The sequence below is a fragment of the Halorubrum yunnanense genome, from assembly GCF_026586675.1.
Classification (GTDB): Archaea; Halobacteriota; Halobacteria; order Halobacteriales; family Haloferacaceae; genus Halorubrum; species Halorubrum yunnanense.
The window spans coordinates 1-15,264 of record NZ_JAODIX010000006.1 but is presented as its reverse complement, the minus strand read 5'-3'; the positions used below and the strand labels follow the sequence as shown (position 1 = coordinate 15,264).

Sequence of the window (15,264 nt, the reverse complement as noted above, 5' to 3'; positions counted from 1 at the left end):
TTTGTTGAATCCGATGACGGCGTCGGGGTCACTGTTTGAGTGCTTGTTCGAGGTTGTAGACTGCGGCGGTCAACACGAGTTCGCGGAACTCGCGGTACCATGCGCGAGGTTGGACAGCGGGGCCGAATCGACGCTTGATGGCCGAAAAGGCGGTCTCGGCCATCCAGCGCTGGCCGTATAGCCCGCTGTCCAACCGTGCGTTGTGCGCGTGATCGTACGCAGCGAACAACCGATGACGCAGCAGGGGCCGGACGTCCTCTGATCGGAGGTCGTCCCGGAGAGATTGGTCGTCATAGCCTTTGTCACCGGCGAGACTCTCGATTTTCTCGGTGTTACGAAGTGCGACTCGACGGCCGGTTTGCGTGTCGTGAGGCCAGTGTGCCGAGCAGTGAAGATCGAGAATGGCACACGAGTCCGTATCGACGAGTGCCGTCGTTTTGAGCGTGCGTATGTGGCGATCCGAGCGGTGTTGGTAGTGTCTCGATGCCGTTTCGCGGTCGAAGAATGTGGCATCGATGGCACCGTGCGAGCCCGGATCGCAGATGTTCGCGGACTCACGAAGGAAGCCACGCCATATGGACATGGGCACCCTCTCAAACGACCGGTACAGCGTTGAGGGTGCGGGAAATGCCGTCCGCGACAGCTGTAACAGACCACGAACTCGATCCATTTCACTCGCCCAGTCCACGATTTCGCGGTACGTCGCATCCATGTGAACCCGCAAAAAGTGCAGCGTCACATGCTTCCAGCCGGGAAATCCGTGGCCAGTCGGATCACTTACCGCCGTTGGACTGGCGGCACAGCGCTTTTGAGCCAGCGACGCGGCTTGCTTAACGAAGCGGAAGAGTAGGTTAGTCACATTCGGCTCTTCCGCTTCGCTTTCACCTTCAGAGCGACGCTATCCCGTCGCCTTCTGCGGATTCAACAGAGCAGTCTCGACAGTAATCATTTATTCCAGAGAGCCGCGATCCGTTCTTCAATCTCATCGAGGACAAGCGAGATCACGTCGCGATAGTCGGTCGGCCAGGAGGCATCGTTTCCGGGCGTCGAAGCATCGGGCGGGGGATGGAAGTGAGTTCGTGTGTTGTGGGAATTCGGGTGACGGTCCCACCGGCACTCCCAGGCGTTCTCAGGATGTATTTCACGATACTGAATTTTGAAGTCGTCATTCGTGTACCAGCGAACAGTCAAAATCGCCTCGCTGACGGTCGCTGGATAGTATCGCAGTGCGAGTGAGACCTGCAGTTCGAGGTGGCCACTGCCGTTCGTGATAGTCGCCTGTTCGACTTGTTCTGTCGCCCGGAGACGCGTCTGGAGGAACTCAAGGATCGGGCGATCGATGGGGGCAGGGCTCCCCCCATCGCCTGTTGGCGGTACCATCGAGCGAGCTACCCGGAGGCTTGTTCGCCGTCGGCACTGGCACGTTGTTGGCGAGCACGTTCGTAGCGCCCACGTGCTTCCCGTGCGGTTGCCCAGTCGGCGAAGTCACTGTACACGGCGTCGATCGTCCGTTCGTCACTCGCCTCAGCCATGGCCACGGCGTCAACCGCAGCCGGTGTTGCGGCGTCGTACGCGTCCTCGTAGTCCGAAATTCGTGTCGTCAACTCGCGGACGTGCGCCTGTAGTTCTTCGACGGAGTGGTCTGCGGCGAGCTGGTTGATGCGTCGCCACTGGAAGTACGCGTCGTTGCGTTCATAGGTGGTCGGATGACCGTTATGGCGTGTGACGATGCCGAGATCCGCGAACCAGCGGAGGTATTTTCGGGCAGTTTTGGGGTCACACTCTACCTGCTCGGCGATAGCGCTTGCCGTTGTTGGGTCCCGGATCTGGAGGATAGTTCCGTAGATACGCTGTTCGACGTCGTCCCCGCTAAACGGATCATCGAAAGCGGGGGGACCGTCCGTGGACGCTATGTCGGACATACGTGTTCTTGCAAGACGACAGATATAATTCTTTCTTCACAGAATAGTTTCCCGATTAGTGACCCATCGAACTGTATCTCTCGGCTCAAGCACGCTATCGAGCGCATGATGAACCTCTACCGCGATCGTCGTTCCATAGCTGTCGTTGACGGTGGATTCCACCCTATTGCGGGAGTCCGAGCCATTCGACATGTCTGGAAGTTATACTCTTACTGTGACATGTTGGATGGCTGATTGGGAATCGAATTGGATGACACATGCGGTGTGAACCACAGAAAGCATTTACCGTGGCTCTCGGTGCTAGCTAACATGAACTTCCGAGCGCTGGTCGGAAAGCCACACACTCGGTGAGACGGTCCGTGCGACCGCCCTTCCGGGGCCGTAGCGGGCTGTACTCCGGTGTGTGTCTACCCATGAACGACGACGAACTCCTCCGTCGAGAACTGCGAAGCGCTCGCGAAGAACTCGTCCGTAAGCGTACACGACAATCGGGCGACCTGCCATCATCGGAGAGTCGCCTCCCGTTGATGCCAGACCGAGACGAGGCGTTCCTTCGTCTCGCCCTGATGAGCGTCGACGACCTCGAAACGCATATCGATCGACTTGAACGCGATCTCGCCGATCTCGAAGATGGTATCGATCGGCCGGATGTGGAACTCGAATGATCACATCAAACGCACATGCACCTCACCGAGAACACAATCTACCGCCACGACGAACGTAGAGCCGTACTCGTACTCGGCGTTCACCACATCTTCGAAACGTACGATCCGGACTCGGCAGACGGCCGTCTCCGATCGAGAGTCGTCCGCTATGCGACGGAGTGGGACGACTATGGCCCGATGCCCTCTCATGTCCGTACTCTGCCTCTCGATGAGTTTCGGACGGTCGTCGGCGACGCCGTTCGAACGTGGGAGGGAGTTGAGTGGACACCGAACGGCGACACCTGACCGCTCACAGGACTCTGCCAGTAGCCAATGAAAGTGTATCCCAAAATTCCACGATACGATCATCCTGTCGTCCCCGAGTCATTTTTCGACGCCGAGGATTTGGTCGTCCTAGAGAAGTTCGACGGGAGTTCGTTCCGCTTCACGCTCTATGACGAGCGTCACGCGTCGTCGTATCCCGATCCCGTCGTGGACGCCGCCGACGGAGACGGAAGTCTGGTCTTCGGGACGCGGCGCTCCATCATGGGGAGTCATCGCGACGATCTCGAGGAAATCGATGGGGCTCTTCACCGAGCCGTCCGGTGTCTCCGTGATGGGATCGACGCGAACGCACTCCGTCGGGTCCACGACGAACACGATGGGCCGCTCATCGTGTACGCAGAGAACTTGGTGTACTCGACGCTGGACTACGGATACACCGAACGCGACCTCCCCGCTCTCGTCGGCTTCGATGTCCTTCCGTACGCAGCCATCGACTCGATGACGCCACCGGGAAGTCCATACGCTGAAACCTTCGAGGGATTCCTCTCGACAGAGGCGGCCTGGCGTGTCTTCGATCGGATCCGAATCGAGAGTGTGTCGCCTGATCGAGCGTTCGTTCCTGCGACGATCCTTGACGAGATGACTGAGCTGGATCCGGAGAACTACGCCATTCCGCGTTCGTCGCTTGCCGACGATCTCCGTGCGGAGGGTGTCGTCATCCGTAGTGACAGCCAGGACCGCCGCGTGAAAGTGGTCCGCGACGCGTTCGAGGAGTTGAATCGCGAGCAGTTCGGTCGTGATCCGGACGACGCGGAGATGGGCGCCGAACAGTTCGTCGCGATGTACTGTACGTCTGCCCGGATTCGCAAGACGGTTCGGTCACTCGTCATCGAAGAGAACCGTGAGTTCGGGCTTCACCTCGTGGAAGACCTGTATCCTCGCGTTGTTGAGGATATCTGGGCCGAACACTGGCGAGAGATCATGCGACTCGAGTTCGAGTTCACGCCCGCAAATGTCTACCCACTCGTCGCCAAGCGGTGTGTCACAGAACTCCGGAAGATGGAGACGAACGCAGAACTGAATGATGCCGATCCGACGACAATCTGGCGGCACCTCTCGTGAACCGCCTTGAGGTGGACCCCTGAGGTATTCGGCCATCCCGCTCAGGCGTGAGGAGCGATCAAAAGATCGTCGAGGTCGAAGAGGCGAACATCAGTTCGTGTGTTCGCAGTTTGCCGGAGATCATCTGTGTATCCGCTTCGGCTGAACAGCACGTACAGGCGCTTCCCATCGGTGGGGGCCTGTGACCATTGTACTTCTGTGGCGGTCTGCTCAAGAGTAGCCAATACCCCCTCACCAACGGGATTTGACGTGAACTTACACTCTCCAGCAACAAGGCCATCAGTTGTCAGTCCGAGCACATCCAGTTCGTGTTCTTTAAACCACCATTGCCCGACGTCACGGAACTGTCGATCGACGAGAGTGGGGAGCATTCGTTGACAGAGTCGTTCGAATAGCGGGCTTACGTAATCCGCTAGCTCAGACGCAACAAGCTCCTCGTAGGCTTTCTCGCCGAGTATGCGGAGCTGATCTTGGTTGCCGTAGACGAACCGGAACCAAAACCTGAACAACGGGGCTGAGATTCGATAGCGGCCGCGCTTCGACGCGGTTGCTGACTCGGTCACTGGGATGTGGCGTTCAACGAGGCGTAGGCGGCGAAGTTTCTGGAGATACGTACTGAGTGAGGCTGACTCGACGCCAGCCATCCCCGCGATCTCGTTCGGCGTCCGACGGCCATGGGCAAGTGCCCGGAGAATACTGTAGTACGTGTTCGGCTGACGGAGTTCAGTTCGGAGGAGAAATTCCGGTTCAGAATACAAGAGTCCACGCTCCGACAGGATTGACTCTTGGACGTTCTGACTGACTTCTTGGCCAGGGTCGATTGTTTGGAGGTAGTACGGTGTGCCACCGTAGATTGCCCACGCTGTAATTGCAGTTTCAGCATCGTAGTCAGGGAAGAACTCCCGTGCGTCACCTACTGAGAGAGGTTTGAGATCGATAGTTGCTGTCCGCCGGCCATACAGTGGTGCACTCCCCGACAGTACCTTGTCTTCCATGACGCTAATCGAGGACCCGACAAGCACGAGCGTCATCCCGGTCTCCTGTAATTTCAGATCCCACGCTCGTTGTAGCCGGGACGGAAGCGACTCGTCTTCTTCGATAAGGAAGGGGAATTCATCAATGACGACGACGGCATCTTGCTCGCCGAGTGCTTCGAAAAGTGCTTCCCAGTCGCGACGGACGTTCCGCAACGAAGGGAACTGTGCACTCGCTGTCTCCACGAACTGTTCAAGCTGATTTTCTGCTGTAGACTCGACAGCCTGATAGTAGACGGCGTCGTCCCGATCGGCAATAGACTGACGAACGAGTTCGCTCTTTCCTAGACGGCGTCGTCCATAGATCACGACGAAGTCGGCTGTCTCAGATTGATAACAGTCCGTGAGTTGATTGAATTCAGTCTCTCGATCAACAAAGTGCTCCATACACCCGGTTCCATCTCCTCATAAATAGAACTCACGATTTTTGAAATTGCGATTTCTGAATTCACGATTTCTTTTTTAGGACACTGTGAACAGGGTCGGCAGTGCTACCGGTTACCGAGAATCGAGGAGAAAGCCTCGCGCTTCAGCGCGGGGAGGATGTCAAGTCCCCGATCGGACGGGCAACAGCGCATATATTGACGCTCGTGACTGCGACTACGACTTCGGGTGTGAACGGGGGCTAGAGGCTGAGTGAACCAGACGACCGGATGCTCCCTAAAAGAGTTCACGGTGGGTTGCGGCCAGCATTGAGCGGCGCATACGAATCCGTGTGGTAGGCGACCCGCCAGAGTTTGAGGACTGCGCGAGTGACCAACGCTTCGAGAGATTGTCTGATACGGGACTCTTCGACCTCGTCTGGATCTGAGCTCGCAGTCGGCGGCGGGTGATAGTGTTCGAGCCCACTGACGTCGATGTAGTCTCCAGCATGTGGATGCTTTCCCCACCGGAAATTCACGCCTTCCGTGTCCGTGTAGTGAAATTTGTAGTCAGCCCGTGTCGTCCACTGGATGTCAATCCGAGCCTCCTCGGCCGCACAGAGCCCGTCGTCAAGCACAACTTCGAGGACAGACGGATGGAGGTAGTTATCGAGTTCGGCTGTCGCAAGCGGCTCCATTTCCTCTACAACGTCGCGAATCGTTAGGAGTGCCGGCCGATCCGTCGCTCCGCGAAGCGTATGGGATTCCGCTTGATCTGGAGGGCCTTCCATCGCTCAGGCCGGGACGTTCTCGTCAGTCGAACGACGGTCACCGTCGACGAACTGCTCGGCGTTGCCGATCGAGAGGGCAGCGTTCGCGAATGCGAGATTCCGACGGAGCGTCTTCCACTCACGAATCCGCTCTGGATCAACCTCGTCCGGTTGCGACCCAGACTCGGCGAGAGCCTGGTTCGTTTGGTTGACGGCTAACTCCTCAGGGGAATCGACATCGAACTCAGCCTGATACTCGGTGAGCTGCTCGCGCATCTCCTGGATACGTGTGGCCAGTTCATCAGTCGAGACATGCGCAAGGATATCGGCAGCCTGTTGGACGACGAGTGATTCGGGTGAGCGACGATAGAGCGTGCTGCCGTGCTCGCCGGGTGTCGTCTCGACGAATCCCTCGTCCGCGAGTGTGTTCAGGTGTTTTCGGGCGGTCTTCGGAGCGGTCCGTGCATCGTCAGCGACCGCATCAGCTGACACCGGGCTGTACCTACGTCTAATGACGTGTCGAATGCGCTCGTAGGGCGTCGTTTCGGACTCCCATTCCGCTCCGACCGCCTCATTAACATCTGTAAACTCCTCTGGTGGGCGTCGGTCGTTCATGCAGGTACATACAAAATAGAGGAAAATAGTATTTTGGTGCAGTTTTATATTCTTTTAGTAGCTCTCGGACACCCCTCATTTCGTCTGTTCTCCCGTATAGAACTCGTGTGATATGCTTCGATCGAATTCGGTCAGCATGGGAAGAACAAGCTAGACACACACCAGTTTCGCAGGTGAAACTGGGACGAGTGGGCCCGAAGAATTGACTTCACTTGCAAAGGTGGAGTGTTTCTCGGCTTTGGACAACGTGTCACCCAAGAGTGAGAGAGTACTTTATTTTCAAAGAATACGACACTCCACCGCCGATCGACAGCGGTCTCGAGGTCTCGGACACCCCTCATTTCGTCTGTTCTGGTCTCTACAGTGAGTGGTGGCTCCGTCTCACTCGAACCACACCCCTCGTTTCGTCTGTTCTTCAGTTTTAAACGGCTACGGCTGATTCTCGATCGACTCGCGCGTCTCCAAGATAATGTCGGGATCCAACGCGAGTTCGTATCGGTAGTGAACACCACCTGCGCGTCCCTCGTTCTGTTCGGTCCGTTCGAGAAACCCGAGCATCGTGAGATCCGCGAGATGGTTCTGGATACTTTTTAACGTGGTTAGTGGATCGTGACCCCAGTTTCGTGCGACGCGTTCGTACGCCGCCTGAATTTCTTTTGACCGTGCAGGAACATCCCCATTCACTTCGATCCGTGCGAGCGACTCTAAGATGAGCTGCCCGTGCATGGTCTGGTCGCGCAGCTTGTCTTGGACACGACCTCGCTGAACGCGTGCGGCAGCTACCTCGATATGGTCGTCGGTGATCGCCGTCGCTCCCTGTTCTTCGGCGACATCGCCGCCCTCGCGGAGGAGGTCAATCGCCTGCCGTGCGCTTCCGGTATCTTTCGCGGCCTTCGCGGCTGCGAGCTTAATAGCGGAGTCTTCACATGCTCCATCAACAAGTGCCTTCTCAGCTCTAGCGGTGAGAATCGACTGGAGTTCATCTGCGTCGTACGGCGAAAAGGCCAGTTCCTTCTCCATCAGCGTGTCTTTGACTTTCGGGCTCAGTGACGAACGGAACGTGTAGTTGTTGCTGATCCCGATCACGCCGACTCGGGAAGCGTCAAGATGACCGTTTGCTCGGGCGCGCGGGAGCTCGTACAGTAGTGTATCAGGGTCAGAAAGGTGGTCGATTTCGTCAAGAATGAACAGAAATGTACCGCCACGTGTCTCCATTTCTTCGTATAACGTTTCGAGGGCATGCGATGTCGAGAGGCCGGTTTCCGGAAACGTCTCTCCGTCGTCCTCACGGATGCTATTTATGAGCGATCGAACCGTTCTGTAGACGCTGTCGTCGTTACAGTTCCGGAAATGAACGTGGAGTTCTTCGGCTTCGTCCCGTCGTTGTACTTCCGTCTGGAGAGCGTTCATCATGTACTCCGTGACGGCCGTCTTTCCGACACCAGTTTTTCCATAAATAAACACGTTCGCGGGATTCCGGCCGAAAAGTACGTCTTTGAGCGCCGATCGATACGCATCGATTTCGTCGTCTCGTTCGACGATAACGTCCGGACGATACTCCTCCGAGAGAATGGCTTTGTCCTCAAAGAGCGTCTCAGTCATCTCCGCAAAGAGATCTTTAGACATCGTTGATATTTTGAGTAACACTACTTACTAACTTAAAAGTAACGTTCGTCTGTTTACTATGTTTCGTCTGTTTTCTCGTTGCAGCCGGCGGGAGGATCAGTACCCGAACTATGTGATACAGAACAGACGAAATGAGGGGTGTGGTCGATAGCTACCCATGGAGCGCCCATCGCTCTACTGCGAGAACAGACGAAATGAGGGGTGTCTGCCCGACATGCTCCGACTCTCGGTTACTAACACGGAAACAGACGAATTGGCATCCTCTCCGCCCTGAAGGCGGGGTTTTAGCCTTGTAAGTTCCATACTCTACTCGACCTCGTAGCCGACGACGATGAGTTCGGTGGCTTCCGAGTCGATCAGGCTCTCGAAGATATCCTCTATCAGGGACGTTCCGATACCTTCGACGAGCACCCTCGGCTTGTCTTCCGTGAGGGCTGGAGGCGCGTACTCTTGCTCGCGGCGAGGACGACTGCTTGCATGGGAGCGAGGTCTGACCGTTCTCCAAACATCCACATGCGGCGCAATATGTATTGTGCGTGAACGTATACCGCTGAGTATGGCAACTGAAGAAACTCCCACAGAAACCAAGGTCAGCGATCGAGGGATGGTCACGATCCCAGCGGACCTCCGTCGACGGCTCGACATCGAGCCGGGCGACAAACTCCGGTGGAACGCTGATGAAAAAGGGAACCTCTCTGTGGAAATCGTCAAGCAGCGGTACGGCGCGTTCGACGACTTCGATCCAGTCTCGATGGAGGGCGGTGGGTCTGAAACCCATGACCTCGCAGGTCACGAGGACGATCCCGTCTTCTCGGAGACCAACTGATGACTATCCTACTGTTCAGTTCGATCGCTTGCCATCGTTAGCGCCGTACTCGAGGATGACGTCGACATCAGCGATCGGTTTACGGTCGACGGGGTGCCAGACACTGTCGGTCCATTTATCGACGACACGCCACCACCCGGGGCCGTCGTGACGTTCAACGAACCGTATTCGGTAGCGTCCGGAGTCTTCGAGTGTGTACTCGATGGTGGCTTCCTGGATATCTGCTGGCTGTTCACGGTGGCCGCCGTCACTCCAGATTGCCTCCGTATTGAACCCGTCATCGGAGTCAGTGACGTCTCGTTCGTACCGGAGATACGACGTACTCCGCGGGGTGCCGTCGTCGTCTCCGTACCGCCACGAAGCTTCTTTTGCCGTTAGCTGTGGTGTCTCGGCGTATTCTTCCCGGTGGGCGTTCCACGCATGCCGATCCGCGATTGGGAGCTGGCGGTGCCACTGCCGGTACGGCGGCTCGTCTACCCGGTGGATGTGGACATGACAACTCTGACACAGCGGGATGGCGTTCGCGACTCGATCGTCTGTATCGTCGCCGTTGAGGTGGTGTAACGAGAGTTTGTCCTGGTGCCCACCGCCGACAGCCGCTTGGAGCCAACCTTCCGGCGACCGCCCGCAGATCAAGCACTCACGACCCCATGCATCATACACTGCTTGTCGGAATTCGTCTGTCATCGTGATCGAGATAGTGAGCCGTTCAGATCTGAGCTCCACACGGTACCGGTCGCGTTGGTTGATGTCGATTCAGGTGTCCATGGCACGCCCGGAATCGACAAGCGAAACGATACAGAGGGCTCGCTGTCGATTTGAGGCGTGACTTGCTGGGTGTTCCAACTCATAATTGCACTGAGCGGACGAACGGGAGGCTTTGCTTCCCCTCTCTTTCGCCCTCTCACTCCTAGCGAGGGATACAAACAGATCGGCTGGACCGATCTCAAAATACGGGATATCCACGGATATGCAGATAGTAGGCTAAATCTCAATGATGGGGTGCTTCACACTATCTGTGGCCGATTGAATACGAGATAACAATCCCACTCACCGGACCGGGTTGTGACGAAGCCATCAACCCAGAGGTTTACGGGGAGAACAAGCAGAAATCTCTCTGAAGGAGACACATGAGGTTGGCTACTACCCATGCTCACAGCAGTGTAGCGGGCTTATTGACCACTTTCCGATCTACTCTCGAAAGATAATCGACTAGTCAGAGAGTTAGATCCCCAGTTAGATGAAGTCCATCAAGAGATAGGGGATATCACGACAAACCCGCGTACGGGGGCCGGTTAGAGGGGTATAGATACGGCTGATAAGAAGAACAAGATCAGATCAAAAAAGCCCCGACTGTGTGAGTACAGGGACACTGTCCAGCGCGGAGGCGAGACCGACGACCACCCGTTCGATCAGAAAGAAGTCGCTATCCGACACGGCGCGCTTCGGTACCATTCGTCTTTAGTTAAGGAATCGTAAGACAGCAGCACGATTACTTTGCTGTGCAAGTAGCGGCTGAGATTTATTATGATAATATTTTGATCTGAATTGCGATAAGCCGATAAGCTTACCGTGCACTTGGTGCACGTGTTTCTAAGAGCGTCTAATATTATGGCTCGAACCAAAATGGGTGTCTCCGTACGAACTGAACTCGTCGAAGAGCTCGATACACTCGTGGATGAATGCTCAGATCTCGGAGCAAGCCGCTCCGAGGTCGTTGAAGCGATCCTCACAGCATATTTGCAGAATGACGAAGAGAGAATAGAAAAGACCCGAGAGCTGGTTATCCGCAATCGGAAACGATCTGACTCGTAGAGAAGTCCGTGCACTCGGTGCACGAACTTCTTAGAGCGTTATCCGAAATCGCAAATTGACTGTGTTAATATCGGCACCGCCTTAGGCGAATAGAAGACTGCTCTCTGCTAACTAATCCCGTCGCTGTACCGCGATTTTGCTCTTAACTAAAGACGAATGCGCTTCGGTACCTCTCAGACACCGGTTACAGATCGATCGACACCGATGACCAGGCAACTCATCATACATAGAAAATCAGATAGATATGATCGCTCTCGCTGGACGGACCAAGCGATTCAGATCGGAGGGCCTCCGATCGGAGACTGAGAAAACACCAAATAATACGGAGAATCATCACGTACCCAATAATAAGTATCCACCTTCTGTTGGGGATCTCTCTGAGGAAGTCATGTTCGTGGCTCCGCCCTGGCGTGCCGCAACTGGTTAGGTCTCAGTATGATTCCGTTGGAGGGGCTTATTCTTCTTATCAGTCGGAAATTGACCCCACTAATTGGCTGACGGGATGTCGATCTCCCGTTGATACCCCCTCCGTCCATCTCACCCATATTGTACCCCCTCTCACTCGTAGACAACCGACAATCATGCTTCTTATTTGCGTCGCCACCGCTGCAACAGCCTACCAATCTCTTACTTACTAACCTCTATCCACCAAGATACTAATATATTAGACCGGAACCGATATGTGCCTTTATTTTGTCGGCCAGCCCTCTAGAAGGATCGGTATCAACGGCAGTCCCGCCAACACGAAAGAACATTCTAAAACTGATACATCTACTCGCAATCGTCGCGAGCAGGTGGTGTATATCGGAGCCTTCGGCCTTCGATGCTGATCGATAAGTTGGACGGAGGCACCGAGGACGTGTCACCATATTGATCACGAAGCTGAACCCATCCCGGCGGCCGAGCCGGCCGGTCAGTTTGGTGACGAGCGTACGAGACAATCTCTGGTCGTATCGTCTGCCGCTGTAGGGTGCTGGTTGTGTCTGGAACAGTGTACGTCTCCCAAAACGCGGTAGCGATGGCCTGCCGATCACGGTTCGAGAGCGCACGGGCGGTCGGCGGATATCGCACCCCGGTAAAATTCGGTCCGTCCTGTGCGAAGACACTGGCTGATTCACGCCCCATAGCGAGGTGGACGGGCCGGGCCGGAGCGCGGAGTGGGGCCGCAACGTCCTGGACCGCGTCGCGGCTCTCATAGGTCCGTGTTGAGCCGTCAGGGTACGTGAGGGTGATGTGTTTGTCGGTTGGAGTCACGCGGGTCACCTGCTTGAGAAACGTCTCAAGCGGCGCCGTCAGCGATCCCCGTGCAACAACCGTCCCATCGATCACACAGCGAAGGTCGTTGTCCGGGGTCAGGTGCCATCGTTCTGGTGGGAGTTCGAGTGGACGGACTGCAACCGTTTCCCCCCTTGAGAGCGCCGTTGGCTGGCGATATAGCTCGGTCAACGCGTCCGGACTGGCCGGTTTGAATGGCCGGCCGATGATCCTCGCCGCTGCCGTCGCGCGGGCCTGTGACGGGGCAAAGACGCTCACGCCTGCGACAGTTGATTCGTGGTATGCCCACCACACGGCGGCAAGGAGTCGTCCCGGAGCAAGCGACTCCGTCGTCGCAAGATACGCGAGCGTCCGGGTGCCATCGGCTGCAGTTCGGAGAAACGCGCCGCCTGGCGGGGCCGTTTCTACCGACGCGATCGTTTCACCATGTTCGAGACACCACCGTCGCACCGCCTGTTCGAACGTCGATGTTGTCTCTGACACTGGTGTTGATCGCGTTGCATGGGCGGTCGGATCGGTCTCTGCGATGCGCATCCCGTGTGGGACCGCAATCGTTGTGACGGGGGTTATCCGGATGGGAGCGCGCCCATCCACCTGCTCCCAGACGGATGTCGGGTAAAGCCGGCCTACAACGGGATAGACGGCTGGAAGCTGGCTCGTTGTCGCTGTCAATCGCCCGGTAACCCCACACTTGGTGTACACTTGTTCGAGGGGATCTGCGGGTACCCGGGGCCACAGTTGGGCGTACTCGTGGAATGACGCAGTCTGGGCAAGTGCTTGCTTCGTCGGGGTGTCAGTGAACCGAGAGTGACGGCGCTGTCGCAGTAGTGGGCGGTCAGTTGCGAGTCGATCTTCGTGCCGTTGCGTCCACCCGGCTCGGGCTGGGAGGTCCCAATTAGTGAGGAGACCGGGGGCGTCAATCACGTTGCTGAGCGATCCGGGCTCTGTCTGGGCCAGCCGTTTTCGAGAGTAAATCTGGCGAGCTGGTGGAAACTCACCGAGTCGAATCGCTAGTTCGATCTGATCGTCTGAGCCACGCTCGGCGACGACACTGAACGCATGCGGCTGGCTGCTGACGCTGTCGAGGACTGGCGCCAGCGCTGCTGGGGTTGTCGAGAATGAGTCGGGTGCGCTCGCGTCTGCTGCGAGTAGCCGTTGGGTGTACGCGCTCGTTTGGCCAATTGGGGCCGTTTCGACATCGGCAATTGCAAGCCCGATGTCACCAGCGGTATGCTGATCGGCAAGCGCCGCAAGGGTCTGTGTCCCGGGTGCGATGTCGCTCGTGTCGACCTCCGCGAGTGGCGGTGGTGACCGGTCGGGGGGTGTGCCGGCCCGCAGCAGCGTCCGCTGGCGAGTAACGCCGGGGAGCGAGAGGTAGGTGACTGGTCCACAATCGTACGTCCAAATCGCGTTATGGACGATCGTGGCGAGCGTTGTCTGGAGTGCTGTGGCGTGGCGGGGCCGCGACGCTCGCGGATCGCGGACAATCTCGAGCGCTTGCCACGTGTGGTCTGTATTGTACATAATGGGCGTTAATGATGTTATTGGTCTCGGTTGGTGTGGAATTCACAGTGCGGTCGAAAAATGGGATGTCGGTTCCTCCGTGGGTCGAAAGTCGACTCCGCAACGGTGGTCGTGCTTCACGCGGCGAAGCTCTGTTACTCAGTCTCGGATTGTGCTTCCGTATCGTCCGGATCGTAATCAGCGGGCGGTCCTGCTTGATGGGGCGAGTCGATCCCAGGGGCAAACAGCCAGTCGTACCCATCGAAGTAGCGATAGTCGTTGCCTGTCCCGCCCGTTTTCGCGTCTTTGAACGGATCGGGGAGATACCCGCCAAGCACCGACCGCACCGGGGCGTCAAACTGCGACTGGCCCTCAAACCACGAGCTAAACGTGTCGTCAAGTTCCTCGTAGGTCAACTCTGGGCCATTCCGCTCGACGATGAGGCGGTCATGGAAAGCGAGGACACCAGCCTCCTGCGAGTCCGTCCGATCGTGCGTCTCCCACTCTGGGGATGGATCGTACACGTGGAGCTGATTCGTCTCCTCGTCGCGGTACGTGATGGTCACGTGGTTCAGGTAACTCGGTGCCACCGGGACGTGCGGTTCACGAATCCACGTCCAGTCGGCGAGAAATGCCTGTTTTTCGCTGTACGTTGCGATCGCGTCGCCGTCGGCTGTTTCGACACGATGGTCACCGTCGTCGGTCTTCCGGTAGTAGCCACACCGGTTCGACGGTGCGTCCTCGGTCGCCATCGAGTCGCTCTCGCCGATGATCGGCCAGTCGAAGGTTCCAACGTCGTCGGGGGCTGGCCCCCGCGTAAGTTCACCCTGATCATCGCTTGCGATGAGCGTCTGCGATTTGAGATGGTAGGTAGTGGCGCCGTCGCCACGGCGGACGAGGGGCCGGCCATCGATGGCTGTTGCGCGATCGGTCCCGTTGTAGAGGGATACTCTGTCTTCGAGCCGTTTTTTGTACGGCTCATCGAGGTGATTGTACCCACGCTCAACGTCAGATTGGTTATACACGAAGATGACGTGCCGGTCGGCAGCCATCCCTCGTTCAGCGTTCCGGAGGGTATTCGCCGCTTTGGTGGCATTTTTGCTTTCCACCTCGACAGGAGCGATTTCTGAATCGGCTTCGATGCCGAGTGTGTCGATGGTCCCGTTTAATGTGGTGAGACGATTGTCTGGGAGATTCTCAGTCGTCTGTTCGACCTCTTCAATGTCGTCGCCACCTTCAGTGAAGACGCGCCGGGAGAACTGACCGAGCGCATCATGGGCAGGGCCGCCCTCGTTTTCGACGGTTGTCTCGGTGGCAGCGTCGTCACGGCCCTCGCCGTATCCGAACTCTGCGGGGGTGTCGACGTTGATCGGTTCGACCGAATTGAACGTCGGTTGCCTTGTTTTACCGCCTAGTGACGACGGTCTCGGACGCTCTTACTGTAATATTCCGCCAGATTAACCCG

Annotated in this window: 13 protein-coding genes and 1 pseudogene; 4 read left to right on the top strand and 10 right to left on the bottom strand. The window is 57.0% G+C overall.

The window, feature by feature from the left end; translation table 11 throughout:
* Nucleotides 1-28: 28 nt before the first annotated feature.
* The 3 genes from N5096_RS01410 to N5096_RS01400 all read right to left on the bottom strand — a co-directional run bounded on the left by N5096_RS01410 (nucleotide 29) and on the right by N5096_RS01400 (nucleotide 1,922).
* Complete coding sequence (locus tag N5096_RS01410) at nucleotides 29-859, bottom strand: IS5 family transposase (protein ID WP_267662559.1); 831 nt, start codon at nucleotides 857-859, stop codon at nucleotides 29-31.
* A gap of 86 nt (nucleotides 860-945) precedes the next feature.
* Nucleotides 946-1,380, bottom strand: coding sequence for a toxin-antitoxin system TumE family protein (locus N5096_RS01405; protein WP_267662558.1), 435 nt, complete (start codon nucleotides 1,378-1,380; stop codon nucleotides 946-948).
* Between the two features lie 8 nt (nucleotides 1,381-1,388).
* Nucleotides 1,389-1,922: a DUF7342 family protein gene (locus N5096_RS01400; RefSeq protein WP_267662557.1), complete on the bottom strand. Its 534-nt coding sequence runs from the start codon at nucleotides 1,920-1,922 to the stop codon at nucleotides 1,389-1,391.
* A 413-nt stretch (nucleotides 1,923-2,335) separates the two neighbouring features.
* On the opposite strand from N5096_RS01400, the gene N5096_RS01395 reads away from it, so the two are divergent.
* The 3 genes from N5096_RS01395 to N5096_RS01385 are packed head-to-tail and all read left to right on the top strand — an operon-like array spanning nucleotide 2,336 to nucleotide 3,973.
* Nucleotides 2,336-2,587, top strand: a complete 252-nt coding sequence (locus tag N5096_RS01395; protein ID WP_267662556.1) for a hypothetical protein — start codon at nucleotides 2,336-2,338, stop codon at nucleotides 2,585-2,587.
* A 15-nt stretch (nucleotides 2,588-2,602) separates the two neighbouring features.
* Nucleotides 2,603-2,872 (top strand): hypothetical protein, encoded by a 270-nt coding sequence (locus tag N5096_RS01390; protein WP_267662555.1) that lies wholly within the window; start codon nucleotides 2,603-2,605, stop codon nucleotides 2,870-2,872.
* 27 nt (nucleotides 2,873-2,899) lie between these two features.
* A complete protein-coding gene (locus N5096_RS01385) occupies nucleotides 2,900-3,973 on the top strand; it encodes an RNA ligase family protein (protein WP_267662554.1) in 1,074 nt (357 codons plus the stop codon).
* 41 nt (nucleotides 3,974-4,014) lie between these two features.
* Here N5096_RS01385 and N5096_RS01380 read toward each other — a convergent pair whose 3' ends face one another.
* From N5096_RS01380 to N5096_RS16460, 5 genes and pseudogenes are all read right to left on the bottom strand, one after another.
* Complete coding sequence (locus N5096_RS01380; protein WP_267662553.1) at nucleotides 4,015-5,394, bottom strand: ATP-binding protein; 1,380 nt, start codon at nucleotides 5,392-5,394, stop codon at nucleotides 4,015-4,017.
* Nucleotides 5,395-5,677: 283 nt separating this feature from the next.
* The gene (locus tag N5096_RS01375; protein WP_379789776.1) at nucleotides 5,678-6,160 is read right to left on the bottom strand and encodes a toxin-antitoxin system TumE family protein; all 483 of its coding nucleotides are present in this window, start codon (nucleotides 6,158-6,160) and stop codon (nucleotides 5,678-5,680) included.
* Nucleotides 6,161-6,163: 3 nt separating this feature from the next.
* Nucleotides 6,164-6,754 carry a DUF7342 family protein gene (locus tag N5096_RS01370; RefSeq protein WP_267662551.1) on the bottom strand — a complete coding sequence of 197 codons (591 nt, stop codon included), beginning with the start codon at nucleotides 6,752-6,754 and terminating at the stop codon, nucleotides 6,164-6,166.
* A gap of 429 nt (nucleotides 6,755-7,183) precedes the next feature.
* Entirely contained in the window at nucleotides 7,184-8,380 is a 1,197-nt protein-coding gene (locus tag N5096_RS01365; protein WP_267662550.1) for an orc1/cdc6 family replication initiation protein, read from the bottom strand.
* Nucleotides 8,381-8,689: 309 nt separating this feature from the next.
* A pseudogene (locus tag N5096_RS16460) lies at nucleotides 8,690-8,859 on the bottom strand (sugar phosphate nucleotidyltransferase); the annotation flags it as partial.
* 77 nt (nucleotides 8,860-8,936) lie between these two features.
* Between N5096_RS16460 and N5096_RS01360 the strand changes: the two are divergent.
* On the top strand, nucleotides 8,937-9,206 hold the full coding sequence (locus N5096_RS01360; RefSeq protein WP_267662549.1) for an AbrB/MazE/SpoVT family DNA-binding domain-containing protein: 270 nt from the start codon (nucleotides 8,937-8,939) through the stop codon (nucleotides 9,204-9,206).
* 15 nt (nucleotides 9,207-9,221) lie between these two features.
* On the opposite strand, the gene N5096_RS01355 is transcribed toward N5096_RS01360, so the two are convergent.
* A complete protein-coding gene (locus tag N5096_RS01355) occupies nucleotides 9,222-9,893 on the bottom strand; it encodes an HNH endonuclease family protein (RefSeq protein WP_267662548.1) in 672 nt (223 codons plus the stop codon).
* Nucleotides 9,894-13,954: 4,061 nt separating this feature from the next.
* The gene (locus tag N5096_RS01350; RefSeq protein ID WP_267662547.1) at nucleotides 13,955-14,851 is read right to left on the bottom strand and encodes a hypothetical protein; all 897 of its coding nucleotides are present in this window, start codon (nucleotides 14,849-14,851) and stop codon (nucleotides 13,955-13,957) included.
* Between the last annotated feature and the right edge of the window lie 413 nt (nucleotides 14,852-15,264).

Bases quoted from the DNA above. Each gene is read 5' to 3' on its own strand.
- N5096_RS01405 (WP_267662558.1), bottom strand. From the start codon at position 1,380: ATGGTACCGCCAACAGGCGATGGGGGGAGCCCTGCCCCCATCGATCGC.
- N5096_RS01385 (WP_267662554.1), top strand. From the start codon at position 2,900: ATGAAAGTGTATCCCAAAATTCCACGATACGATCATCCTGTCGTCCCC.
- N5096_RS01360 (WP_267662549.1), top strand. From the start codon at position 8,937: ATGGCAACTGAAGAAACTCCCACAGAAACCAAGGTCAGCGATCGAGGG.
- N5096_RS01395 (WP_267662556.1), top strand. From the start codon at position 2,336: ATGAACGACGACGAACTCCTCCGTCGAGAACTGCGAAGCGCTCGCGAA.
- N5096_RS01350 (WP_267662547.1), bottom strand. From the start codon at position 14,851: ATGGCTGCCGACCGGCACGTCATCTTCGTGTATAACCAATCTGACGTT.
- N5096_RS01355 (WP_267662548.1), bottom strand. From the start codon at position 9,893: ATGACAGACGAATTCCGACAAGCAGTGTATGATGCATGGGGTCGTGAG.
- N5096_RS01370 (WP_267662551.1), bottom strand. From the start codon at position 6,754: ATGAACGACCGACGCCCACCAGAGGAGTTTACAGATGTTAATGAGGCG.
- N5096_RS01365 (WP_267662550.1), bottom strand. From the start codon at position 8,380: ATGTCTAAAGATCTCTTTGCGGAGATGACTGAGACGCTCTTTGAGGAC.
- N5096_RS01375 (WP_379789776.1), bottom strand. From the start codon at position 6,160: ATGGAAGGCCCTCCAGATCAAGCGGAATCCCATACGCTTCGCGGAGCG.
- N5096_RS01400 (WP_267662557.1), bottom strand. From the start codon at position 1,922: ATGTCCGACATAGCGTCCACGGACGGTCCCCCCGCTTTCGATGATCCG.
- N5096_RS01390 (WP_267662555.1), top strand. From the start codon at position 2,603: ATGCACCTCACCGAGAACACAATCTACCGCCACGACGAACGTAGAGCC.
- N5096_RS01380 (WP_267662553.1), bottom strand. From the start codon at position 5,394: ATGGAGCACTTTGTTGATCGAGAGACTGAATTCAATCAACTCACGGAC.